Annotated in this window: 20 protein-coding genes and 1 tRNA gene; 7 read left to right on the top strand and 14 right to left on the bottom strand. The window is 74.7% G+C overall.

Going from position 1 to position 22,149, the window contains the following annotated elements; translation table 11 throughout:
- Window positions 1–15: 15 nt before the first annotated feature.
- Window positions 16–1,257, top strand: a complete 1,242-nt coding sequence (locus K7C20_RS13460; RefSeq protein WP_030081069.1) for a M6 family metalloprotease domain-containing protein — start codon at window positions 16–18, stop codon at window positions 1,255–1,257.
- 112 nt (window positions 1,258–1,369) lie between these two features.
- On the opposite strand, the gene K7C20_RS13455 is transcribed toward K7C20_RS13460, so the two are convergent.
- From K7C20_RS13455 to K7C20_RS13430, 6 genes are all read right to left on the bottom strand, one after another.
- Window positions 1,370–1,443, bottom strand: a tRNA-Lys gene (locus K7C20_RS13455).
- Window positions 1,444–1,499: 56 nt separating this feature from the next.
- Complete coding sequence (locus K7C20_RS13450) at window positions 1,500–2,159, bottom strand: bifunctional DNA primase/polymerase (protein ID WP_053209973.1); 660 nt, start codon at window positions 2,157–2,159, stop codon at window positions 1,500–1,502.
- 188 nt (window positions 2,160–2,347) lie between these two features.
- The gene (locus K7C20_RS13445) at window positions 2,348–2,674 is read right to left on the bottom strand and encodes a hypothetical protein (RefSeq protein WP_053209972.1); all 327 of its coding nucleotides are present in this window, start codon (window positions 2,672–2,674) and stop codon (window positions 2,348–2,350) included.
- Between the two features lie 207 nt (window positions 2,675–2,881).
- A complete protein-coding gene (locus K7C20_RS13440) occupies window positions 2,882–4,264 on the bottom strand; it encodes an AAA domain-containing protein (protein WP_053209971.1) in 1,383 nt (460 codons plus the stop codon).
- A gap of 40 nt (window positions 4,265–4,304) precedes the next feature.
- Window positions 4,305–5,855 carry a hypothetical protein gene (locus tag K7C20_RS13435; protein ID WP_030081056.1) on the bottom strand — a complete coding sequence of 517 codons (1,551 nt, stop codon included), beginning with the start codon at window positions 5,853–5,855 and terminating at the stop codon, window positions 4,305–4,307.
- The gene (locus tag K7C20_RS13430) at window positions 5,846–7,129 is read right to left on the bottom strand and encodes a hypothetical protein (RefSeq protein ID WP_409351306.1); all 1,284 of its coding nucleotides are present in this window, start codon (window positions 7,127–7,129) and stop codon (window positions 5,846–5,848) included. The genes K7C20_RS13435 and K7C20_RS13430 overlap by 10 nt, the downstream gene beginning before the upstream one ends.
- Before the next feature lie 266 nt (window positions 7,130–7,395).
- Between K7C20_RS13430 and K7C20_RS13425 the strand changes: the two genes are divergently transcribed.
- Entirely contained in the window at window positions 7,396–7,989 is a 594-nt protein-coding gene (locus K7C20_RS13425) for a histidine phosphatase family protein (RefSeq protein WP_030081052.1), read from the top strand.
- 158 nt (window positions 7,990–8,147) lie between these two features.
- On the opposite strand, the gene K7C20_RS13420 is transcribed toward K7C20_RS13425, so the two are convergent.
- Complete coding sequence (locus K7C20_RS13420; RefSeq protein WP_053209970.1) at window positions 8,148–9,596, bottom strand: hypothetical protein; 1,449 nt, start codon at window positions 9,594–9,596, stop codon at window positions 8,148–8,150.
- Between the two features lie 224 nt (window positions 9,597–9,820).
- On the opposite strand from K7C20_RS13420, the gene K7C20_RS13415 reads away from it, so the two are divergent.
- A complete protein-coding gene (locus tag K7C20_RS13415) occupies window positions 9,821–10,288 on the top strand; it encodes a hypothetical protein (RefSeq protein ID WP_246655301.1) in 468 nt (155 codons plus the stop codon).
- Between the two features lie 56 nt (window positions 10,289–10,344).
- Here K7C20_RS13415 and K7C20_RS13410 read toward each other — a convergent pair whose 3' ends face one another.
- The 6 genes from K7C20_RS13410 to K7C20_RS13385 form a co-directional block, all read right to left on the bottom strand.
- On the bottom strand, window positions 10,345–11,604 hold the full coding sequence (locus tag K7C20_RS13410; protein ID WP_053209969.1) for an NAD(P)-binding domain-containing protein: 1,260 nt from the start codon (window positions 11,602–11,604) through the stop codon (window positions 10,345–10,347).
- A gap of 439 nt (window positions 11,605–12,043) precedes the next feature.
- The gene (locus K7C20_RS13405) at window positions 12,044–13,321 is read right to left on the bottom strand and encodes a glycosyltransferase (RefSeq protein WP_053209968.1); all 1,278 of its coding nucleotides are present in this window, start codon (window positions 13,319–13,321) and stop codon (window positions 12,044–12,046) included.
- Window positions 13,318–13,650: a polysaccharide deacetylase family protein gene (locus K7C20_RS13400; RefSeq protein ID WP_053209967.1), complete on the bottom strand. Its 333-nt coding sequence runs from the start codon at window positions 13,648–13,650 to the stop codon at window positions 13,318–13,320. The genes K7C20_RS13405 and K7C20_RS13400 overlap by 4 nt, the downstream gene beginning before the upstream one ends.
- Window positions 13,647–15,284: a sugar transferase gene (locus tag K7C20_RS13395; protein ID WP_053209966.1), complete on the bottom strand. Its 1,638-nt coding sequence runs from the start codon at window positions 15,282–15,284 to the stop codon at window positions 13,647–13,649. The genes K7C20_RS13400 and K7C20_RS13395 overlap by 4 nt, the downstream gene beginning before the upstream one ends.
- The gene (locus K7C20_RS13390; RefSeq protein WP_048829401.1) at window positions 15,281–16,468 is read right to left on the bottom strand and encodes a glycosyltransferase family 4 protein; all 1,188 of its coding nucleotides are present in this window, start codon (window positions 16,466–16,468) and stop codon (window positions 15,281–15,283) included. The genes K7C20_RS13395 and K7C20_RS13390 overlap by 4 nt, the downstream gene beginning before the upstream one ends.
- A gap of 60 nt (window positions 16,469–16,528) precedes the next feature.
- Complete coding sequence (locus tag K7C20_RS13385; protein ID WP_245171619.1) at window positions 16,529–17,326, bottom strand: hypothetical protein; 798 nt, start codon at window positions 17,324–17,326, stop codon at window positions 16,529–16,531.
- Window positions 17,327–17,711: 385 nt separating this feature from the next.
- Between K7C20_RS13385 and K7C20_RS13380 the strand changes: the two genes are divergently transcribed.
- The gene (locus tag K7C20_RS13380) at window positions 17,712–18,047 is read left to right on the top strand and encodes a chaplin (RefSeq protein ID WP_030081027.1); all 336 of its coding nucleotides are present in this window, start codon (window positions 17,712–17,714) and stop codon (window positions 18,045–18,047) included.
- Window positions 18,048–18,241: 194 nt separating this feature from the next.
- Entirely contained in the window at window positions 18,242–19,102 is an 861-nt protein-coding gene (locus tag K7C20_RS13375) for a spermidine synthase (RefSeq protein ID WP_053209965.1), read from the top strand.
- Between the two features lie 28 nt (window positions 19,103–19,130).
- Here the strand turns inward: K7C20_RS13375 and K7C20_RS13370 are convergent, their stop codons facing one another.
- Window positions 19,131–19,703: a hypothetical protein gene (locus K7C20_RS13370; RefSeq protein ID WP_030081022.1), complete on the bottom strand. Its 573-nt coding sequence runs from the start codon at window positions 19,701–19,703 to the stop codon at window positions 19,131–19,133.
- 118 nt (window positions 19,704–19,821) lie between these two features.
- On the opposite strand from K7C20_RS13370, the gene K7C20_RS13365 reads away from it, so the two are divergent.
- On the top strand, window positions 19,822–20,514 hold the full coding sequence (locus tag K7C20_RS13365; RefSeq protein WP_030081020.1) for a response regulator transcription factor: 693 nt from the start codon (window positions 19,822–19,824) through the stop codon (window positions 20,512–20,514).
- Between the two features lie 142 nt (window positions 20,515–20,656).
- Window positions 20,657–22,087: a HAMP domain-containing sensor histidine kinase gene (locus K7C20_RS13360; RefSeq protein WP_053209964.1), complete on the top strand. Its 1,431-nt coding sequence runs from the start codon at window positions 20,657–20,659 to the stop codon at window positions 22,085–22,087.
- The last annotated feature ends 62 nt before the right edge of the window (window positions 22,088–22,149 follow it).

The following is a 22,149-nucleotide window of genomic DNA, read 5'->3' as shown; positions in this document are numbered from 1 at the left end:
TCCCTGGAGGTAGATGTGCCGCGCGCTCAGACACCCGACGGGGTGGATCGCCGCCGTCTGCGGCGCGTCGCGGCCGTCGCCACCTCCCTGAGTGCGCTCATCGCGACGTCCATCGTCGCCGGACCCGCCACCGCCTCCGAGGCCGCACTCCCGTGCGCCCTAGGACGCACCGACGCGCACCACTCCGAGGGCGTCGACAGCTGGAACAGCGCCTATCCACGCCCGGACCGGCCGCTCGACGCCGTCATGATCTACCTGTCCTTCCCGGACGCCCGGCCGTCCGCCGACCCGGAAGAGCTCTCCCGCGACTACTTCCCCGCCACCTCCGGCTTCTTCGACCGCGCCTCGTACGGGAAGTTCCGGCTGCGCCCGCGCGTCCACCGCTACTGGATCCGGATGCCGCACCCGTCCGGCTCCTACGGGATACAGCGCGACTGGGACGCCGGCCGGCGCTCCTCCTATCTGCGCGACGCGGTCGCCGCCGCCGACCCGTTCGTGGACTTCGGCCGCTTCGACGTGGTCTATTTCGTCGCCGACCCGGACGCCCCCGGCGTCGACTCGGACGCCACCAAGGTCGTCAACCTCGACCGCCCGATGCACGCCGACGACCGCGATCTGCGCCGGTTCGTCACCGTCTTCGAGCAGAGCCCGCCGGACCGCAATGTCCTCGCCCACGAGACCGGGCACGTCTTCGACCTGCCGGACCTCTACCACCGGCCGGAGGACGGCAAGGGCGACTGGGACACCTACGTCGGCGACTGGGACCTCATGGGCAGCCAGTTCGGTCTGGCGCCCGACCCCTTCGCCTGGCACAAATGGAAGCTGGGCTGGATCTCCGACAACCAGGTCGACTGTGTCGATCTGACCCGCCCGGCCGTGCACTCGCTGCGCACGCTGTCGGCCCCCAAGGAGCCCCGGGCCCAGCGCCGGACACGGCTCCTGGTGGCCCGTACGGGGCCCGAAAGCGCCGTCGCCATCGAGGCACGCGGTGCCATGGGCAATGACCGCTCCATGTGTGCCGAAGGTGTCCTGGTCTACCGCGTGCGCAGCCGGGCGCCCTCCGGGACGGGACCCGTGCAGGTCCTCGACGGGCACCCCGGTACCTCGGCCTGCCGGGGCTCCTCCGTCTATCCGCCGCTCGCGGACGCGCCCCTGGGCGTGGGGGAGAGCATGAACGACGCCGAGGACGGCGTACGCATCCAGGTGGAGGGCCGGACGACCGACGGGGACTGGGCGGTCAAGGTCGGGCGCGACTGACGCCCCGCGGATGCCCGGCGGTCCCGAGGCCGCGGCGGACGGCCGGCAGTGCGCGCGAGGGAACCGGCATACGACGAAGGCCCCCACCGCGGTGGAGGCCTTCGACTGTCTGTGCGCCGCCAGGGACTCGAACCCCGGACCCGCTGATTAAGAGTCAGCTGCTCTAACCAACTGAGCTAGCGGCGCCTGCTGACGGGGAAAACATTAGCATCATGGTCGGGGAGGACAAAAATCGGTTTGTCTCAGCCCCGGGTCAGCGCCGAAACGGGGTGCTGAGCTGCGGTTTCCTTCTCGGGACCGGCCACGGAGCGGGCGGCGCGGACACAGGCCCACAGCAGTACGTCCGGTCCCGGCAGCCAGGGGTCGCGGACGTCCGGCGCCACCAGCCAGCGGGAGCCGGCCGGGCCGGACGGTTCCTCGGCGGCCAGGAAGGGCGGCTCCGCGGCGGCCAGGAAGGGGGCGTTCGCGGGTGCGTCCTCGGTGGCGCCACGGGGCGGGTGCAGCGGCGGGACGGTGACCGCATCGCCGCTGCCATGGCACAGCAGCGGGGGGACGGCGGTGGCCCACTCCTCCCAGCCGAGCAGCGCGGGCAGCCGCTGGGCCGTGCCCGGCGCGGCGAAGAGCAGGATCCGGCCGCGGTGCGCCGCCACCGGGCCCGAGCCGGGACCGTCGGACCATAAACGGTCGGCCATCCGCCGCCCGAACAGCGCGGGGGCGTTGATCACGTCGAAGGCGGTGCCGCACGGCAGCACGCTCGGGGCGGCCGGGCGGGTGGCCCACAGGGCGTGCATCTCGTCGGGGTGGGGGCTGGCGGAGGCGAGCCAGTCGGCGCCCGCGAGGGTGACATACGCGGCGGTGGGAAAGGCCAGGGTGCGGGGGGTCTCAGGCAGCCATTCGCTCATGGGGGACAGGTCTACCGAGCCGGCGCGTGCGCGTTGAGCTGATTGACGGAAAACGGGACGGAGTGGTGGGGGAGCCGGTATCTTACGCCTCTTGCATATGCCAGCGGCCCATGGTCATGGACCATGAGCCGTAGCGGAGCGCGTGGTGCGGATGTGACGCCTGGGACGGTCGGCGGGACCGGGGGCGCTCAGTCCATGTCGCCCGGCAGTGCGCTGCTGCTGCGCATCAGACTGGCGCCGAACTCGATCATTTTCTGCGCATAGTCCTCGGTCCACTCCGCCTGCTCCGCCAGCACGGCCGGCGGCATCCGGTCGAACCGGCTGGGGTCGGTCAGCTGGGCCGCGGCCAGTGCCTGGAATTCCGTGGCGCGGTCGGCCGCGGCGCGGAAGGCCAGGGCCAGCTCCGTGGCACGGTTGAGCAGCTCGCGCGGGTCCTCCATCGACTCCAGGCCGAAGAAGTGCTCGGGGTCGGAGACGGCCTCGGGCGGCTCGAAGAGCAGCTGCGCGGGCTTCATCCGCCGTGGTCCCGGCGCCGTACCACGCGGGTCGGGAGCCGGTCGCGGCTCGGACATGTACCTACCTCCAGATCGTGTGCCGCATTCCATTGTCCCGCCCCGCGCAAGGGGGCCGGAGGCCGTGCCGTGCGGGGGCCGGCCGCCGTCTTCCCTTCCGCCCGCGGCGGCAGGTGGTGGGCAACTCCCCCAGGGACCCATGCCACCCCGTTACGGGCGCCATGCCACCCGGTGTTCCGCCAGGTGGGCGAGGACGGCGTGGTTGGCCTCCCAGCCGTCCGGGAACTTGACCGTGACGCCCAGCCGGACCGGCTCGGTCGAGGGGTGTTCGTCGAGCAGGCCGGCGACGCCCGCCCGGCAGACCACGATGCAGGCGTGCCGGTGGCGGGAGGCGAGCACGCACAGCCGTCCGGTCTCCAGATGGAACGCGGTGGCGTCGGGGCGGCCGGAGAGCGGGTGGAGCACGACCGTGACATCGAACTCGCGGCCCTGGAGACGGTTGGCGGTGTCCACCGCGACCCCGGTCACGCCGAGGCCGGCGAGCGCGGAGCGGACGGCCGCCGCCTGGTCGCGATGGGCCGTGCCGACCGCGATCCGGCCCGCGGTCAGCGGCACCGGGACCGGCACCCCGTCCGGATCGTGCCGGCCCTCGCTGGTCGCGGCGCCCCCGCGGTCCAGGAGCCGGCGCACCACCTGCGCCACCGCGCGGACCGCCTCCGGGTCCGTGCGCGGCGTACGGCGGGCGGGGAGTTCCAGCAGGCCCCAGCCGGACTCCGCGGCCTCGTCCAGGACGCGGTCCACTCCCGAGCCGTCGCCCGGCACCCCGAACGCCAGCCGGCGGTCGCCGTGGCCGGTGCCGCTGCGGAAGGGGGTGAACGGATAGAAGGCGGCGGAGACCAGCGGCGCGGCCGAGGCGGGCAGCCGCCAGGAGACCGGCAGCCGGTGCTGCGGCAGATCGGGGTTGTGGGCCAGGAGGGTGGACACCGCGCTCGCGGACGGGTCGTAGGCCAGCCCCGCCCACTGCTCCGCGCCGACCACGCTGAACGGGTCCAGCTGGCCCGGGTCGCCGACGAACAGCGCCCGCTCGAAGAGCCCGGCGACGCTCAGCAGCGCGTCGGAGCGCATCTGGTAGGCCTCGTCCACGATGGCGTGCCGCCACGGCTCGTCGACCTTCGTGTACGCCCATTTCGCGGCCGTCGAGACCACGATGTCCATCCCGGCGAGATCCGCGGCCTTCGCGGACGTACGGACCGCGGGCAGCTCGGCCAGCGCCGGGTCGAACGCGCCGGGCTCGTTGCTGTGCAGCCGGCCGACCGGCAGCTGCGGGTCCTTCTCGGCGAGCCGCAGCACGAGGTCGTCGACCTGGGCGTTGGTCTGCGCGATCACCATCAGCGGGCGTCCGGCGGCGGCCAGTTCGCGGGCCGCCCGCACCACGAGGGTGGACTTGCCGGCGCCGGGCGGGGAGTCCACGACCACGCCGCGCCGGGAGCCGTGCAGCGTGTCGTGCAGGATCGCCTCGGTCGCCGCGGCGGCCGCGGCGGCGGGATCGAAGGAGCCGGTGGTGGTCGCGTGGGGATCCTGAGTGGCCGTCATACGGCGGTGTTCTCCAGGGCGGTCGCATACCGGGCGCGGGTCACAGGAAGTCCTCCGGGGTCACGGGGTCGGGGGAGGCGTGCGGTGCGTCCGCGGCGCCGGGCGGGGGGCCGCCGTGGGTCCACGGGGTGTCCTCGGGGTCCGGGAGCTCCGGGCCGCCGCGCGGCGCGTGCTCGAACAGCGTCCAGCACACGGTCTCGTCCGGCTCCGGCACCGAACCGGGCTCCGGTGTCTTCCCGCGCCCCATCCCGCCCGTCAGCCGCACCACCAGCGCGCCCGGCTCCTCGCCCACGGCCGCCACGAATTCGGCGGTCTGGGTCCTGCCGTCTGCCAGGGCGCGGTAGAGCTTGCCACCCTCGGACAGCTGCGGACGGTCGGCCGTGCGCAGCGTGACCAGCGGGCGGGGCATCGGCCGCTTGCCCTCGGAGAACGCCATTTCGACGGCGGTGACCGTGCCCTGGAACGCCTCGCCGGCCAGCCGGCGCCCCGCCATCACCAACGGGTCGTCCAGGGCTTCCTGGGCGTCCAGTTGGGCCTGTGCGGTCTCCCGTGCGGACAGCTTCTGCGCGGCGGTGACCGCGTCGTCCTGACGGGGCTGCGGGGGCTCCCCGGCGCGCACCCGGTCGCGGTGCGCCGTGTACGACCAGCGGTCGCGCTTCCAGCGGTCGGGGACCCGGCTGCCCGCGGGGAGCGCCCGCAGCAGGTCGAGGCCGTGCCAGACGGCGTCCCAGGTCGGCCGCAGCTGCCCCTCGACCAGGGCCCGGAGCGCGTCCTCGGCGCCCGGCAGCCCGGCGTCGTAGCGGGCCATCGCGGGGGCCAGCAGCCGGTTGTCGAACGCCGGGTCGGTGGCCGGGCCGGCCGGCGGGCACAGCAGCTGCCCGTCCGCGCCGCGCGCCGACTCGGCGCGCTCGGCCGCCTCCTGGCCCGACAGCCCCGGCGGCGGGTCGATCCAGGACAGCAGCGCGCCCAGATGCTGGTCCTCCAGCACGCTCTGGCCGCTCGCCCAGTGGCGGGTCAGCAGGCCCGTCATGGACAGCAGCAGGCTCGCGCCCGGGACCCGCGCCCGCTCGCCGAAATGGGTCAGCCAGCGGCCCAGCAACGGGACGTGCGGGGGTGCGGGGTACGGCGTCTCCGGCTCCTGCTCGGCCGTCCGCCGGAACCGCATCGAGCGGCCCAGCAGCCGGACGAACTCGATACCGGCGGCGCTCGGAACGATCAACTGGGGTGCGTCCGCGCACAGTTCGACCTGCACCGGAACCTTCTTGCCCGTCTCCGGATCGGTCTCCTTGCGCTCCTCCCACTCGATGGCGTCCGCGAAGCCGTCCACATACGGCAGCACCGTCTCGGCCAGCTCGGCGAGGAACGCGAACCGCAGATCGCGGTCGCGCGGCTGCGGAACGGCCAGCAGCTGCGGCTTCTCGCGGTCCGTGCCGACCAGCGCGCCCAGCGGGGCACCGGCCTCGCCCGCGGTCGTCAACAGGACGAGGACCAGGGGGCGTTCGGACAGATGGCGGTGCCGGACCGTGCAGCGCGGCTGCGCGCGGCCCGTGGCGACCGCCTCCATCCGGGCCAGCGTCTCGATCAGTGACATCCCGGCTCCTCCGCTCGCTGCGCCGGCACGGCCGCCAGCGCCTCGGCGCGCAGCGTGGCGGCCCGTCGCAGCGCCACCACGGCCGGGTCGTGTGGACCGTCCGGGTCCGCGGGGGGCTCCGGGCCGTCCGGTCCGGCCGCCGCCAGGACCTCCTCGATGGTGCGCAGCCCGCCCAACTCGCCCCGTACGCCGCGCCCCAGCGCCTCCACCGCGCCGTCCTGACGGGACCGCTTACGGCAGTGGAAGGCCAGCTCACAGGCGGCCAGGCACTCGGGGGCGTAGGCCGCACCGACCGCTTCGACGGCCTCGGCCAGCTCCTCGGGCGGGCGGGTCGCGGTCTTCCCGTCGTCCGCGAGCCGGAGGTCGAAGGTGGTCCGGGCGGGGAGGGCGGCGGCGATCTCCTCGACCCGGGTGAGGCGGGCCAGCTGCCGCCGGGTCGTGGCCAGCTGTTTGCGGACGTCGACCGCCGCGGCCGTGGGGAGGTTGGAGAAGTCCTTCGGGCAGACCAGCAGCACCCGGTCGCGGACCCGGACCGTGCGGCCGGTGTGCGCGCCGACATGCCCCGCGACCGGCTCCAGGGCCAGCACGTAGACCGCCGCCTGCCGCGCGGCGGCGCCCACCTTGGCGGCGTCCGCCGAACCGTCGATCATCGGGAAGGACTTGATCTCGACGACCGTCCAGCCGCCGTCCGGATGCACCACCACCGCGTCCGGCTCCACATAGGCGGGCGAACCGGCCACCTCGACGGCCAGCAGCGGATGGTCGAGCAGGGCCCAGCCGCCGCCCGCGGTCGCCTCGCGCAGCGCCAGTGCCGTACGCGCCGCCCGGCCCTCGGGCCCGGCCGCGGACAGATCCGGGGTGGCCACCTCATCGGGCGAGGGGGCGGGGGTGCCGGGCGCCAGCCGTTCGTGCAGCAGCCGCAGCAACTCCGTGCCGCCGTCGGCTTTCACCCGGGCCTCGAACGCATTGCCCCGGACGAACGCGAACTGGGACTGCCCGTACGCCGCGGGCGAGCCCAGCGCCTGGGCCAGCGCGCCCTTGTCGATGCCCGCGCCGTCCAGCAGCGCACGGCGCCGGCAGCCGGGGTTGGCGGCCAGCGCGGCGAGCGCGCGGGCGTCGAGGGAGCGGGGGCGCACCCCGGGGCCGCGCAGTTCGGTGAGCCTCTGCCGCAGGCCCGGTGTCGCCACCGGCTGCTCCGCCCCGGGGGCGGCCGGTGCGGGTCGGCTGTCGCGGAAAACGTTCACCTGCGGAAGTCTCGCATCCGGCACCGACATGTGGGGCGACCGGCCACGGACCGGCCGTCTGCGGGTGCCGCTCCCGCGCGCCCCTACGCTGTACGGTCGGCGCGCCCCCGGCAGGCCCCGGCAGGCCGGGGCCGAACGGCATCCCCGCTCACGGACCGGGCGACGTCCCCGGTCAGCGGCATGACGGCCTCCCCGGTCAGGGACAAAACGACCCGATGCGCGATGATGGAAGGCCCGCGGTCGACGCCGCCCGCACCGAGCAACGAACAGCCGAGAAGTCGGCGAGAGGTACGACCATGGCAGCGCGCATATTCCTGGCCAGGCACGGGCAGACCGAGTGGTCGCTGTCCGGCAGGCACACCGGCCGTACGGACATCCCGCTGCTGGACGAGGGCCGGCGCGGCGCCAAGCTGCTGGGCGAGCGGCTGCACCGCGCACCCTGGGACGGCCTGCCGGGCGTCGAGGTCCGCACCAGCCCGCTCGTGCGGGCGAAGGAGACCTGTGAGCTGGCCGGTTTCGGGGACCGGGCGCAGCAGTGGGATGCGCTGATGGAGTTCGACTACGGCGCGTACGAGGGCCTGACACCGGCCGAGATCAAGTCGGGGCGGCCGGACTGGCTCATCTGGCGCGACGGTGTGCCGGAGGGCGAAACGCTCGCCGAGGTCACCGCGCGGGCCGACGAGGTCATCGGCTGGGCGCGCTCGGCCGACCGGGATGTGCTGGTCTTCGCGCACGGCCACATCCTGCGCGCCCTGGGCGCCCGCTGGCTGGGCCTGGACATCTCCTTCGGCGCCCGGATCCGGCTGGAGCCGACGTCCCTGTCGGTGCTCGGCTGGGCCTACGGGGAGCCGGCGATCGAGCGCTGGAACGACACCGGACACCTCGGCTGAGGGCAGGCACGAGACGCGAATCGGCCCGAAGGCGCGGGCTCCGGGGACCGTCCGAGGGCCCGAAGGTGCGGGACCCGAGGACCGTCCGACGGCCCGAAGGTACGGGCTCCGCAGGCCGCCTGACAGCCCGTAGGCGCCCGCCCGTCGGGCGTGCGCCGTCAGCCGGCGGAGTCCGGGGCCGCCGTCCCGTCCTCGGACGCGGCCGATGCCGCGTGCCGCTCCAGGAAGTCGGCGACCGCGCCGCAGTCGCGATGCGCCCACAGCGTCCGGGCCGTGCCGTCGAGCATCGAACGGATACGGGCCGACCGGACCTGGGCCAGCAGCGCCAGCACCCGGACCCCGGCCGCGGCTGCCTCCTCGGGCGCTCCGCTGTCCGCGAGGTCGCCCGCGAGCTCCGCGGTGAACAGGGCGATATTGCGCGTGAAGTGGGGATCCTGGAGAGCCACCGCCCGGCGCGCGTGCTCCACGGCGCGCCCCGCTTCGCCCATTGCCGACCAGCACTGCGCCTGGAGGCCCGCCAGTTCGGCCTCGCCGTAGAACGTCATCCACTCCGGGTCGCCGTCCCGCGGCCCGCCCGCGAACAGCCGCTCCGCCCGGACCAGCGCCTGCTCGCAGCCGGAGCGGTCCGCCAGCCCCGCCCAGCCGCCCGCCTCACGCAGCGCCAGCAGTGACAGCAGCCGCGGCGAGGCCAGATGTCTCGCGGCCTGTTGTGCGGCCTGCGCGGCGCGCACCGCCTCGCGCGGCCGGCCGGCGTCGCGGGCGAGGAACGCCGTGTTGCAGAAGGCGTGGGCCTCCAGGGCGGCATCGCCGCAGACCCGGGCGGTGGCCAGTGCCTCCGCGTAGTGCGAGCGGGCGTCCTCGAAACGGCCCGAGTCATGTGCCAACCAGCCGACGGTGATGGCGAGTTCACCGGCCCCGGCGTGCAGCCGGTCGGCCACCGATCTGCGCTGTACGCCCGCGTCCAGCAGCTCGTAGGCGGCACGCAGCGGCTGGGCGGCGCGGCGGTAGATGCCCTCGGCGCCGTGCCGGTCGTCCAGCAGCCGGATCTGGCGGACGGCCTCCTCGACGGCGGCGGCCTCGGCGGCCCCGGCCCGGCCGGTGGCCGATGCGCGGGGGCCCGGCACCCGGGCGGATGCGGCGGCGGCAGTGGCCTCGATGGGATGCAGGGCGGCAAAGCCCAGGGCCGCTGCCGGGCCGCCGGTGATGAACGCGCGACGCAGCACGTCGCTCTCCTCGCAGATCTGGATACAGGTATCGCGGTGGTCGGGGTCGGTTGCCAGGGGCGCGGCGCTGACCGCCGCCGTACGCGCCCCCCGTCCGCGTACCGCCTCGCGCGGCGCGAAGCCCATGTCGGGCAGCGTCAGCCCCGGGAACATGTGCCGGAACACGCGCTCGTAGGCGTAGTTCGGACACCTGATCTCCCCGGACTCGACGCGGCCCACATAGCGGGCGTCGCACGAGACCTGTTCGCCGATCTCACGGGCGGACCGTCGGACCGCCGCCGCGAACTCGCCTGGCGACAGCCGGCCGCGCAGCTGTCGGAAAGCGAGGTTCGGGCGGACGGGTACGGTGCGGGACGACGCTGAACTTGCTGCTGGCGACGCCATGGCGGACCCTCTCCGTGCCCTCTCCGTGCCATCAGGTGGCGATGCCGCCTCCTGGCGGTGCGGCGGGATGACCGTACCGGCTGTGATGGCTCCGATACGGAGAGTTTGCCTACAAATCGGATATCTCGCGCACGATCTGCCATGAACTGCCATCCTTTGCAGCGTTACGCCGCCGTAGCTGTTGACACGCCTGACCGTTGAAGACGGTGTAAAGGGTCTGGTGCGTGCAGGAGGAGGGGTTCTCCGTGTGGGAGACCGGCGTGAGCAGGGGCGGCAACGGGTCCGCGGGCCAGGCCGTCGCAGGCGGGGCACCGGCCGTACCGGCGCAGTCGTGCGACCTCGTGACGGTGCCGGCCCGGCAGGGGCTGGAAGCCGTCGACATCCTCCGGCTGCGGGACGGCGTCGGCCCGGTCCTGCACGACGGCACCTGCGACACCCTGGGCTTTCTGGTGCCCGCGGGCACGGCAGCGGGCTGGGACGTGCCGGGCAGCGCCTGTACCCAGACCTCCGGGCGGGGCATCGCGCTGGGTGCGCTGTGCGGTGAAGGGACCGCGGCACAGCCGCCGGTGACCGGCACCGGCTGGCTGGTGCCCCCGGAGGGCGCGGGCGCCGCCGCCACCGACCCGGCCGTGCTGCGCGCGGCGCTCGGCGAGGCGGCCCGCACGATCGAGGCCGTCGACCGCTGCCAGTGAGCAGCGCAGGGGCCGCCCGGCCGGTGCCGGGCCCTGCGGCGTGGGAAGCCCGCGTCCTACGTGCCCTGCGCGGCCGGTGCGCCGTCCCTCGCCGGGCGGGGGATGGTGGTGGCGCCGCGCCGGTCGCCCAGCCGGCGCTGTACGCCGCGCAGCAGCCGCGCCGCAGTGAAGTCCGCGCCGTACACGAAGCGCATCGACGGGCCGAACGACGGGGCGGTCAGCAGCCCCGCGAAGAACAGTCCGGGCCACGACGATTCGAAGCCGGAGCTCAGCTCGGGCGCCCGGCTGCCGCCCACCGTCCGCAGGGTGGTGCGCACTTGGGGAACGAGCAGCCGCAGCCGCCCGAGGTCGGGGCGGAAACCGGTGGCCGCCACCACGTGGTGGGTGTCCACGGTCTCGGTACCGCCCTCCGTATGGGTGAGGTGGAGTCGCACCCCGTCGTCGTGCGGGACCGCCGCCCGGAGCCGGTGGCTCAGCAGGACCGGCACGGTCGGTTCGAAGCGCTCCCGCAGCCACCAGGCACCGGACGGGCCCAGCGCGGTCTCGGCGATGCGTACCCGGGTCGCCGAGGGCAGCCGGCGCACCGCCCAGGGCATCTCCGACCACAGCCGGCTCGGCCAGCCGGTGCCGAGCCCGGAGTGCGGATCGCGCAGCGCACGCAGCCGGCCGCGCTCCAGTGGCTGGGGCGGGGCGTTCCAGCGCAGCCGGTCGGCGCGGGCCACGACGCGGGGCCGGGCGCCCTGTTCGGCGAGCAGGGTCGCGGTCTCCAGCGCCGCCTGCCCGGAGCCGATCACGGTGACGTCCTGGCCGCGGAAGCGGCGCAGGTCGCGGTGGTCGCTGCTGTGCGAGGCGAGCTCGGGGGGCAGTTCGAGCAGCGGCCAGGGGCGGTTGACGAACGGCATCACGCCGACGGCGAGCGCCACGGTCCGGGCCGCGATCTGCTCGCCGGTGTCCGTCTCCACGTGGAAGCCGTCACCGTCCGGGCGGACGCCGGTGACGGTGACCTCCTCGACCTGTGGCACCGCCCGTTCGCCGAACCATCTGCCGTATGCGGTGAAGGTGTCGAGGGGCAGCGGGACGCCGTGCTCGGCGGTCAGGTCGTGGGCGGCGCAGTAGTCGGCCAGGGTGTGGCCGCCCGACGGGTCGGAGAGATCGGAGGACCAGGGCTCGGACTTGAGGAGCATGCCGTCGGGCATGTGGTCGCGCCAGGAGGCCATCGGCCGGCCCAGGACCCGCAGCCGCAGTCCGGCCGCCGCCGCATGTGCGGCGATCGAGAGTCCGTAGGGGCCGGCGCCCACCACCACGAGGTCGTACATGGAAGTTCCCTGCTCTTTCTCTTTGTGCGGTGCGGGTTGTCGGTGCGGCATGGGGTGCGAGGGGTGCGGGCCCTCAGGGCCGTTGCGACACCCCGAGCGGTCGCGCCGGCATCGGGCGGGCCGGGAGCGGGGTGCGGGCACCGCAACCGGGCGATGGCGATTTGTCTGTCCGCCGCCGGCCGCTCCGTCTCCGCGACCGGCCCCACCGGCGCCCTCGCGGACGGGCGGCTGCCGGACCGCCGCCCGCTGCCGTATTTCCGCTCTCTCCTCTTTGGCCGGGCGCTTTCCCGGGGCCGAGGCGGAGGGCGGGCGGCGGCCGGCCGGTCTGCACGCCGGCTCGGCGGGACGGACGTCCGGGTCGGTCACACCTCGCTGCCCGGCGGGCGCTGGGCGGACACCGAGGGGCGCCGGAGCCCCCGCTCCCCGGTCCGCCCGGCAGCTACCTCTTCGAGAGCTGGGACGGGTCGGGCGACCGGGACGGGTCCGGCAGCGACACGGCCGCCGCGGGGAGCGCGGCCGTCCGGCCCTGGGGCGGGGGCACCGCCGCAGGGTTGCGGCGCCGTACCGGGGTGGCGGCGGCCACGGCCTGCTCGTACACGGACATCAGCGCCTCGGCGCTGCGGGTGATGTCATAGCGCCGCACCACCGGCGGGACCGGCAGCCGGCCCGGCCCGCCACGCCGCAACTCCCGCAGTGCCGTGGCGAGTTCATGGACTCCGAGGCTGAAGTGGCGGGCGCCGGGCGCCTGGTCGGCGGGCAGTTCGTCGACCGCCGGGCAGCTCCCGTAGAGCACATGCAGCCCGGACCCGAGCGCCTCCAGGACGGCCAGCCCGAACGCCTCGTCCGGGGAGGGCGAGACGAAGACGTCGATGGCCGAGAGCAGGCCGGGGATGTCGGGCCCGTCGGCCGGGCGGCCGTCAGCCGCTCGTCCGCCGACCGTGGCGTCGACGGCCCCGTCACGCTCGCCCAGCAGGTGGATCCGGTCGCCCGAGCCGAACTGCTCCGCCATCCGCCGCAGCATCTCCCGCTCCGGCCCCGCGCCCGCCAGCAGCAGGTGCACGCCCGGCAGTTGGGTCACCGCGCGGACCAGTACGTCGAACCGCTTGCCGGGCACCAGCCGGCCCACGCCGCCCACCACGAAGGCGTCCAGCGGCAGCCCCAGCCGGGTGCGGACCAGGGCACGGGCGGCGGGGTCGAAGGCGAAGCGGTGCGCCTCGATGCCGTTGGGCACCACATGGATCCGCTGCTCCGGCACGCCCCAGCGGCGCAGCCGGGCGGCGACGGTGTCCGAGACGGCGACCGTCGCCGTGCCCAGCCGTTCGGTGGCCCGGTAGAGCGTGCGGACGCCACGGGTCAGCCGGCGCCCCTCCATGACCGCATCGCCGAGCGAGTGCTCGGTGGCGACCACGGCCCGTACACCGGCCATCCGGGCGGCGATCCGGCCGTAGACGCAGGCCCGGTAGAGATGGGTGTGCACCAGGTCGTAGCCGCCGCCACGGATCAGTCCGGCGAGACGGGGGAGCGCGGTCAGGTCCCGGTTGCCGGTCATGCCGAGGTGGGTCACGGGGGTGCCGTCGGACTCGATGCCATGGGCGACCGGGCCCGGATTCGTCAGGGTGATGACCTCGCAGTGTGCGGGCAGCCGGCGCAGCAGCAGTCGCAGCTGCTGCTCGGCGCCGCCCACGTCGAGGCCCGTAATGATGTGCAGAACCTTCACCGGATGCCTCCTGGGGTAGCGGCCGGGGTGGTGGTCTCGTCGAGGGGCGGCGCAGGGCGGCGCAGCGGGTGCGGCGCGCGCTGGAGGTGCGGCCGCCAGGGGGTGTCCGCGGCGCCGATGTGGAACCGCGGCAGGGCGTGCCGGCCGGCCGGCGGGCCGGAGTCGAGGGCGCAGGCAGAGCCGTAGCCGGCCGCGCGTACCGCCGCGACGGGCCGGGTGCCGACGGTGCCGTACGCCGAGCAGAGGCCGTTGCGCCACCGACGCCCGCTGCCCCGGCCGGCCGTGCGCCACGGCCCGGGCAGCGCGGACGCCGGTGCGCCCGCGCTCATCTGCCCTCCGGCCGCACCAGGCGGGCCACGGTGCGCAGCAGGATCCGGATGTCCTGCCACAGCGACCAGCTGTCGATGTAGAGGTTGTCGAAGCGGACCCGGTCCTCGACGGAGGCGTCGCCGCGCAGCCCGTGCACCTGCGCAAGTCCCGTGATGCCCACCGGCATCCGGTGCCGGGCGGCGTACTCCGGGTGGGCCTGGGTGCACTGCTGGACGAAGCAGGGGCGCTCCGGGCGCGGCCCGACCAGGCTCATGTCGCCGCGCAGCACGTTCCACAGCTGCGGCAGCCCCTCCAGCGCGGTGCGCCGCAGCAGCCGGCCGACCCCGCTCGTCCCGCCGACCCCGCTTGTCCGGCCGACCCCGCTTGTCCCGCCGACCCCGCTTGTCCCGCCGGCACCGGTTGTCCCGCTGACCCCGCGCGTCCGGCAGACCCCGCTCGTCCGGCCGTCGTCCGTCACGTTCCCCTGCGTCGACGCCTCGTCCGCCTCGTCCGCCTCGTCCGCCTCGTCCGCGTCGCACGCGCGCAGGGTGCGGAACGTCAGCAGGGTGAAGCGGCGCCCGCCCCGGCCGATATGTTCCTGCCGGCAGAGCACGCCGGGCCCGTCGGCGAGCCGTACCGCGAGCGCACAGCCCAGGAGCACCGGGGCCGCGACCACCAGCGCCGGGACGGCCAGCGCGAGGTCCAGCGCCCGCTTGCCCCGGCCGCCGTGCCGCGGCGGGGCGGTCTCCAGCCGCCGGCAGGCGAAGCCCCACAGATGGTCGGTGTCCGCATGCGGCGTACGGCCCTCCCGGGCGGCCGCGGCACCGGCCAGCCAGATCGCCGAGCCCTGGTCGATGAAGCGGCGCAGCAGCGCGGCGGTGTGCGGATCGCCGTACGGCGGCAGCGTGAACACCGCGTCCCGCACGGTGTTCTGGATGACGGCCCGGGTGATCTCCTGCGCGGAGGTGAGCCGCGGCAGCGGGAGCCGCCCGCGGGCCGGGGGCGTGTCGGGCCCGCCGGGCAGCAGGGACGGCGGCGTGACCAGACCCACCGGACGCATGCCGTACTCGGGGTGGGCGTGCAGGACGGCGGCCAGCTGCCGGGCGGCCGGGTCGGTGCCGACGATCAGGGTGGCGCGTGGTCTGCGGCGGGCGGCGGCGCGGTGCGCCCGGTAGACCGTGGCCCGGCCGCCGAAGGCCAGCAGGGTGTGCACCGCCACCGCGCACCCCAGCAGGGTCGGCGGCAGCGCCTGCCCGGGGTCCGCGGCGGCGAGCACAGCGGCCACCGCGCACCAGCAGACCGCGGCCCGGCCCAGCAGCACCCGCAGGTCGTTCAGCGCGACGGGGGCGGGCCCGGGCCGGTAGAGCCCGGCCCCGTGGTGGAGCAGCAGCAGGCCCAGCACCATGGCGGCGAGCGCCGTCGGCGCCGTACCGGTGCCGAGGGCGAGCAGGGCGGTGCCCACGGTGGCCAGGGCGTCGGCGGCCACCAGCGGGGCGACGGTCCGCCGACGGGCACCGCGGCCTGGCCGGGGCGGGGGCAGGGTCTCCCGCCCCGGCCCGCGGGGCGGATGGACCGCGACGGCCGCCGGCCGGGGTGCCGCCGACGGGAGCGGGACCCGGGCGGAATGGGGCGCGTCCGCGCTGTCCGTCGTCATCGGCTGATCCGCTCCCTGCTCCCGGGGCACGCCACATCGAGCAGTTCGCGGTACAGGCCGAGGACCGCCGCGGCGGTGTGCCGTACGTCGTACGCCGCCCGCATGTGCTCCAGGGACCGGTGGGCCAGCTTCCTGCGCAGCTGAGGGTGGGTCAGCAGACCGAGTACGGCCTGCGCGAGGGCGGCCGGATCGGTGGGCGGCACCAGACAGTGCGGTGCGGCTCCGGGCGGCAGGCTCTCCCGGGCTCCGCCGACATCGGTGACCACCACGGGGCGGCCGCAGGCCATCGCCTCCAGAGGGGCCAGCGCCATGCCTTCCCAGCGTGACGGCAGGACGACCAGGTCCGCCGCCCGGTACCAGGGGACGGCGCTGCGGGCCCGGCCGGCGAAGCGCACGCCGGGCGGTGCGGCCGCATGCAGCAGCTCCCGGTCCGGGCCGTCGCCGACCAGCACCAGCCGGGCGTCCGGCAGGGCCGCGACGACCGCGGGCCATGCGCGCAACAGCGACAGCTGGCCCTTTTGCGGGCACAGCCGCCCCACGCACACCACCAGCGGCCCGTCCGGCGGCAGATCGCCGAGTGCGGGCAGGTCGCGGCGCAGCGCGCGCCGTGCCGCGTCATCGCGGTACGCGGGCGCACAGCGGTCCAGGTCCACTCCGTTGCGGATCACCGCCCACCGGGCCGGCACCCCCGCTTCGGCTCCCCGCAGCCGCTCCGTCTCGCTCACACACAGCACCCGGTCCGCCCAGCGCGCGGCATACCGCTCCCAGCCGAGCGCCAGCCGCCCCGCCGTCCCGCCGGCCGCCTCGAAGGACCAGGCATGCGGCTGATGGACCGTCGGGATCCGGCCGCGGACGGCCAGCCGGGCGGCGAGCCCGGCCTTGGCGCTGTGCGCATGGACGAGGTGCGGGCCGGTCCGCCGGACCAGCCGGGCCAGCCGTGCGGTCTCACCGGCGAGTGCCGGGCCGGGGGAGCGGCGCGCGGGCCAGGGGACGACCTCGGCGCCCGCCGCGGCGGCGTCGCGGTGCAGCTCCCCGCCGGACGGTGCGGCGACCACGGCCCGCAGTCCCGCCGCCACCTGGGCCCGCACCAGGTCGGTGACGACCCGGGCGACCCCGCCGTCGACGGGCTGGGAAACATGGAGAACCGTTGGCCGCTCTTGGCACTGCAGGTCTTGCGGCAGCACGCACTGCTCCCCTGATTACCGAGCTGACAGAACTCTGCGAGAATTTCCGGCGCGCGCCGCTCAGTGCCTGGTATCGGTCCGGCCGAAGAGCGCGCCGAGTAGATATCCCGGATTGCGGGTGGTGAAGCGGAAAGCGAGCCGATCGCCGCCGGACCGCAGTGCGGGGCCGATGTCGAATACGGCGGAATCAAATGCGAGCGTGTTGCGGCAGGCGGGACACCGCTTCGCCGGGCGGCCCGATTCGGTGATGGCCGAGTTCATCACGTCGTCCGCCGGACCGGCGGAATCGTCTGCTTTCCGCGCGCGGTGCCGGCCCGCCCGGACGGAGAGCGCGACATTTCCGCGGCCCCGGTCGCCGTCGTATGCCACCGCGCCCGCGCGGCCATGTGAATGCGCCGGGATGCGCAGTCCGTTCAGCCGTACCGAAAACGAGCGGCGGTGCGTTCCCAGCGACTGGAAACCGTCCCGCAGTGCGATGCCGTGCAGCGGCTGCTTGCTGTTCCGGTATGCGGCCACCAGCGTCCGGCCGCCCCTGGCGTCGGCCCGGGGCGAATAACCCCTCGCGACATTGATCTGGGCCACCGTGCGGGCGCCCGCACCGCTTTTCCGCACGAGTTCGGTGACGTCCGCGGAGGCCTGGAAACCGTCGGTCGCGGCGGTGGTGCGATGACCGGTCGACGGGTCGGCGCGAGAGGTGCGGGCGTCGGAGCCGACGCCGGGGTACGCCGTCCGGTCGTGGCCGTTCGAGCCGGCGCAGCCCCGCTGGGCCGCGGTGCACGGAGTGGCCGCGGGGCGGGCCGCCCGTCTGCGGGTGACCGAGGTGTGGGCGGCACGCGTGATACCGCCGTGCCGGGTCACGTGAAAGCGCTCGCTGAAAGGAATGCACGGGGATTCCTCGGGAGCCGGTGCCGCCGACGCCGAAGACTGGGAGGCCGGCAAAGCCAGGGAGGCCGGTGCGCTTACGACGCCGCGCGCGGTGCGGTCCATCGACTTCCGCATGTCTTCCTCTCCGACTTCAATCAGTCAAACTGCAGAACACTCTGACAGAAATCATGTTGGAAACCGCGGCAGGCACGCCGGATGCCCGTCGGGGGCCCCGTTCAGCGGAATACCGGGCCGTAGGTACAAACGCCGTTACTGCCAGAAGGCCTAATATATTCCCGGAAGAGGGAACGCCCGCATCTCTGACTCATTTCGTTCGTTGTGACCGGTTGCCCCATTCACGAACTGAAAGGAGAATGGGATGAAGCGCTTTGTCAAGGCCGCCGCGATGACTGCGGCCAGCTGCGCCGTGGTGCTGAGTGGCGCAGGTGTGGCATCGGCTAGCGACGGAAACCACGGTAGCCGTCACCACAATCACAACCGCCACTACCACGACCACTACCGCAACGACCACCGCGGTCTCTACAACCACCGTTCCGGTGCCAACGCGGCCGGCTTTGCAGCGGGCTCTCCTGGCATCCTCAGTGGTAACAATGTCCAGGTGCCGATCAACATTCCGATCAACATCTGCGGCAACAGCCTCAACCTTCTCGCGGCGCTGAACCCGGCGTTCGGGAACGCATGCGTCAATAGGTGACCCGCCCGCCGGTCCGGATGGACATCGGGCCGGCACGGGTCATGGTGTGCAGTTGGCGGATCACCCGGGACCTCGGTCGTGGGTGGTCCGCCGCTCTGACCCGTACGTCCGGGCGCCCCACGTCGCCCCTCCGGCCGGCCGCACCTCGCTGACCAGCGGATACGGCCTCCGAGGCAGGGGCCATACTGGAGGGCATGGCGAAGAGCAGGCGCGCGCGCGGCGGACCGGAGTCCGTCATGGAGACGGTGGACGGCGGGCTTGCCGAGCTACGGCCCGACCGGGACCGGCCGCGCGGCTGGACGCTGCTGCTCGACGGTGCCCCGCAGTCCCATGTGGACCTCGACGACCCGGCGTACCTCGACTTCTCCTATCAGCGGCGGCTCGGGCACGTCGCCGACCTGGCCGGACCGCCGGGCAAACCGCTGCGCGTGGTCCATCTGGGCGGCGGCGCCCTGACCCTGGCCCGCTATGTCGCGGCGACCCGCCCGCGGTCCACCCAGCAGGTCGTGGAGATCGACGCCCCGCTCGTCCACCTCGTGCGCCAGAACCTGCCGTTGGACAGCGGCTGGCGGATACGGGTGCGCGGCGGCGACGCCCGTACCGGCCTGGCGAAGATCCCGGACGGCTGGGCGGATCTGATCATCGCCGATGTCTTCGGCGGCGCCCGTACGCCGGCCCACCTGACCAGCACCGAATTCCTGACGGAGATACACCGTGCGCTGCGGCCCGGCGGGTTCTACGCGGCGAACCTCGCCGACGGGCCGCCGCTGCGGTTCCTGCGCGGCCAGATCGCCACGGCCCGTACGGTCTTCCCCGAACTCTGTCTGACCGCCGACCCGGCCGTACTGCGCGGCAAGCGCTTCGGCAACGCCGTCCTGCTGGCTGCCGACGGGGAGCTGCCGGTCGCCGAACTGACCCGGCGGGCGGCCACCGATCCGCAGGCAGGACGCGTCGAACACGGCCGGGCGCTGCTGGACTTCACCGGCGGAGCGGCACCGGTCACCGACGACACGGCCCTCGCCTCGCCCGCCCCGCCGGCCGAGGCCTTCGACTGACGACGGGCCGCGCCGGCACGGGGCGGTGCTACGTCGCGTCGTCGCTGGTCTGCACGGTCGGCGGATGGCCGTTCCAGGTGCAGAACACGGACGTGTGGGCGCTGCCGCCGGAGAAGTCGACCCGGATCCACCCGTCCTGCTTCCACACCTGCATCTCCCAGCCCGAGTTCGGCGTCGCCGACACCAGCTCGGCCGAGCGGCCGCCCATGGCGAAGACCACCCGGCCGCCCGCCGTGGAGTAGCTCTTGACCTGGCCGCCGGTGCCCGGTGCGGAGCCGCCCGGCGAGTTGGTGCCCGGGTATCCCGACCGGGGCGTACCGCTGTGCGACGGCCTGCCGGAGTGGGACGGGGTGCCGTCGGGGGACGCCGTGCCGCGGGCGGGCGAACGGGACGGCTTGGGGCGGTGGGTGGAGGAGACGCGCGGTGCGGCGCGGTCGTCCTCAGGCGCCTTCGAGGAGGTCACCTGGTCGGAGATGGGCAGCGCGCGGGGCGCGTCATACGCCGTGCCGGACAGCACGGTGTGCACGCCGAACCACGACAGGGTGACCGCGGCGCCGGTCGCCAGCGTCCAGGCCGCCGCGTGAACCAGTCCTCGTTGCATCCGGCTCATACTGCACCACCGGCCCGCCCCGTTGCAGCCCGTCACGCATGCCGGAGTGCGCCGCCCAGGTGTCAACCTCGGGCCGGGAACCCTCCCCGAATGGCGTACGGTGCCGCCCATGGCACGTGTGCTCGTCGTCGAGGACGACCAGTTCGTACGCTCGGCACTCATCCGGCATCTGACCGAGGCCGCCCACACGGTACGCAGCGTCGGTACCGCCCTGGAGGCGCTCCGCGAGGTGGCGCACGTCGGCTTCGACGTCGTCATCCTCGACCTCGGGCTGCCCGATCTGGACGGGGGAGAGGCGCTGAAGATGCTCCGCGGCATCACCGATGTCCCCGTGATCATCGCCACTGCCCGGGACGACGAGGCCGACATCGTACGGCTGTTGAACGACGGTGCCGACGACTACCTCACCAAGCCGTTCTCCGTCGAGCACCTCTCGGCCCGGATGACGGCCGTACTGCGCCGCTCCCGGGCCGCCGCGGCCGGCGCGGAACCGCCCTCACGAGTGATCCGGGTCGGCGGGCTGTCCATCGACCCGCTGCGCCGACAGGCCGAACTCGACGGCGTCGCCCTCGATCTGACCCGCAGGGAATTCGATCTGCTGGCCTTCCTCGCCGGGCGCCCCGGCGTCGTCGTCGCCCGCAGGGAACTCCTCGCCGAGGTCTGGCAGCAGTCCTACGGCGACGACCAGACCATCGACGTCCATCTTTCCTGGCTGCGCCGCAAGCTGGGCGAAACCGCTGCGAAACCGCGCTACTTGCACACTCTGCGGGGTGTCGGAGTGAAGCTGGAGCCGCCGCAGTGAGCTGGGGGTACCTCCCGGCGGTAGCGGGGGGAGCAGGCGAGGCCGCCGGGCTGCGGACAACGGCGCATGCCGCACCTCTGCGCCTCGCGGGCGGAGCTGGGGGTGCCCCCGGACGGAGTCCGGGGGAGAAGGGTGGGACGCAGTGAGATGGGCCCTGGTCAAGGTAGCGCTGGCGGTCACCACGATGGTCGTGGTCGCCTTCGCCGTCCCCCTCGGACTGGTCGTCAAGGAGCTGGCCCGCGACCGCGCCTACGGAAGCGCCGAGCGGCAGGCCGCCACCATCGGCCCGGTCCTCGCCATCACCACCGACCGCCCCCAGCTGGAGCGCGCCGTGGCCAGCGCCGAGACCGGTGCCGGCGGCCGGATCGGAGTCCATGTCCCGGCGAGCGGCAAGAACGGCAAGCCCGCCGAGATCGGCTCCCGGCGCGCCGCGCAGAAGGACGTCGAGGCCGCCGCCAAGCTCGGCCGGGCCTCCATCTCGCCGGTCACCGGCGGCTCCTCGCTCCTCCAGCCGACCGCCGTCGCCTCCGGCATCGCCGTCGTCGAGGTCTTCGTCCCCGACGCGGCGCTCACCAACGGCGTCACCACCTCCTGGGTGGTGCTCACCGGGGTCGGCCTCGCGCTGGTCATCGGCTCGGTCGCCGTCGCCGACCGGCTCGGCACCCGGATGGTGCGGCCCGCGGAACGGCTGGCCGGCGCCGCCCACGACCTCGGCAAGGGCAAGCTCGGCGTCCGCGTCCCGGAGGACGGCCCCAAGGAACTGCGGTCCGCGGCCAGCGCCTTCAACTCCATGGCCGACCAGGTCGTCCAACTGCTGGCCAACGAACGCGAACTGGCCGCCGACCTCTCGCACCGGCTGCGCACCCCGCTGACCGTCCTGCGGCTCAACGCCGCCTCGCTCGGCGACACCCCGGCCGCCGAACAGACCCGGGCCGCCGTCGAACAGCTGGAGCGCGAGGTCGACCAGATCATCCGCACCGCCCGGGAACAGAAGGCCCAGACCCGGCAGGCGGCCGCCGCGGCCGGCTGTGACGCCGCCGAGGTGATCCGTGAGCGGATGGGCTTCTGGTCGGCGCTCGCCGAGGACGAGGGCCGCACCGTACGCATCGCCGGCGCGGACCGCCCCGTACGCGTCCCCGTCGCCCGCCCCGAACTCGCCGCCGCCCTGGACGCGATGCTCGGCAACGTCTTCCGCCACACCCCCGAGGGCACCGCCTTCGCGGTCGACGTCCACAACGCGGAGGAGGCGGTGATCGTGCTGGTCTCCGACGCCGGCCCCGGCATCGCCGACCCGGACGCGGCGCTGCGCCGCGGCTGGTCGGGCGGCGGGCGGGGGCAGCGCCCGGCGGAAGCCGGGGGCGGCTCCACCGGCCTCGGCCTGGACATCGTGCGGCGGCTGGCCGAGTCCACCGGCGGCGATGTGCGCATCGGCCGCTCCGTCCTCGGCGGCACCGAGGTACGGGTCTGGCTGGCGCTGGACGACCGGCGCGCCCGCCCCGGCACCCGCCGCGGCCACCGGCTGCGCCGCACGCTCGGCGGCCGGCGCCGGCGGACCGCGCGCACCGGCTCCTGAACGTCCGCCCCGCCGGGCATGTGCCCCCGGCTCTTAACCACTCCCTTCCGCTTCCTTAAGGC

This window comes from Streptomyces decoyicus, assembly GCF_019880305.1.
GTDB classification, from domain to species: domain Bacteria; phylum Actinomycetota; class Actinomycetes; order Streptomycetales; family Streptomycetaceae; genus Streptomyces; species Streptomyces decoyicus.
Note: the sequence above shows the minus strand (reverse complement) of the source record. Positions and strands in the feature narration are given on the sequence as shown.

Excerpts from the sequence above, each read along its gene's own strand:
- K7C20_RS13395 (WP_053209966.1), bottom strand. The coding sequence starts at position 15,284 with ATGACGACGGACAGCGCGGACGCGCCCCATTCCGCCCGGGTCCCGCTC.
- K7C20_RS13445 (WP_053209972.1), bottom strand. The coding sequence starts at position 2,674 with ATGAAGCCCGCGCAGCTGCTCTTCGAGCCGCCCGAGGCCGTCTCCGAC.
- K7C20_RS13375 (WP_053209965.1), top strand. The coding sequence starts at position 18,242 with ATGGCGAAGAGCAGGCGCGCGCGCGGCGGACCGGAGTCCGTCATGGAG.
- K7C20_RS13425 (WP_030081052.1), top strand. The coding sequence starts at position 7,396 with ATGGCAGCGCGCATATTCCTGGCCAGGCACGGGCAGACCGAGTGGTCG.
- K7C20_RS13440 (WP_053209971.1), bottom strand. The coding sequence starts at position 4,264 with ATGACGGCCACTCAGGATCCCCACGCGACCACCACCGGCTCCTTCGAT.
- K7C20_RS13400 (WP_053209967.1), bottom strand. The coding sequence starts at position 13,650 with ATGAGCGCGGGCGCACCGGCGTCCGCGCTGCCCGGGCCGTGGCGCACG.
- K7C20_RS13410 (WP_053209969.1), bottom strand. The coding sequence starts at position 11,604 with ATGTACGACCTCGTGGTGGTGGGCGCCGGCCCCTACGGACTCTCGATC.
- K7C20_RS13435 (WP_030081056.1), bottom strand. The coding sequence starts at position 5,855 with ATGTCACTGATCGAGACGCTGGCCCGGATGGAGGCGGTCGCCACGGGC.
- K7C20_RS13380 (WP_030081027.1), top strand. The coding sequence starts at position 17,712 with ATGAAGCGCTTTGTCAAGGCCGCCGCGATGACTGCGGCCAGCTGCGCC.
- K7C20_RS13420 (WP_053209970.1), bottom strand. The coding sequence starts at position 9,596 with ATGGCGTCGCCAGCAGCAAGTTCAGCGTCGTCCCGCACCGTACCCGTC.
- K7C20_RS13370 (WP_030081022.1), bottom strand. The coding sequence starts at position 19,703 with ATGCAACGAGGACTGGTTCACGCGGCGGCCTGGACGCTGGCGACCGGC.
- K7C20_RS13430 (WP_409351306.1), bottom strand. The coding sequence starts at position 7,129 with ATGTCGGTGCCGGATGCGAGACTTCCGCAGGTGAACGTTTTCCGCGAC.
- K7C20_RS13450 (WP_053209973.1), bottom strand. The coding sequence starts at position 2,159 with ATGAGCGAATGGCTGCCTGAGACCCCCCGCACCCTGGCCTTTCCCACC.
- K7C20_RS13365 (WP_030081020.1), top strand. The coding sequence starts at position 19,822 with ATGGCACGTGTGCTCGTCGTCGAGGACGACCAGTTCGTACGCTCGGCA.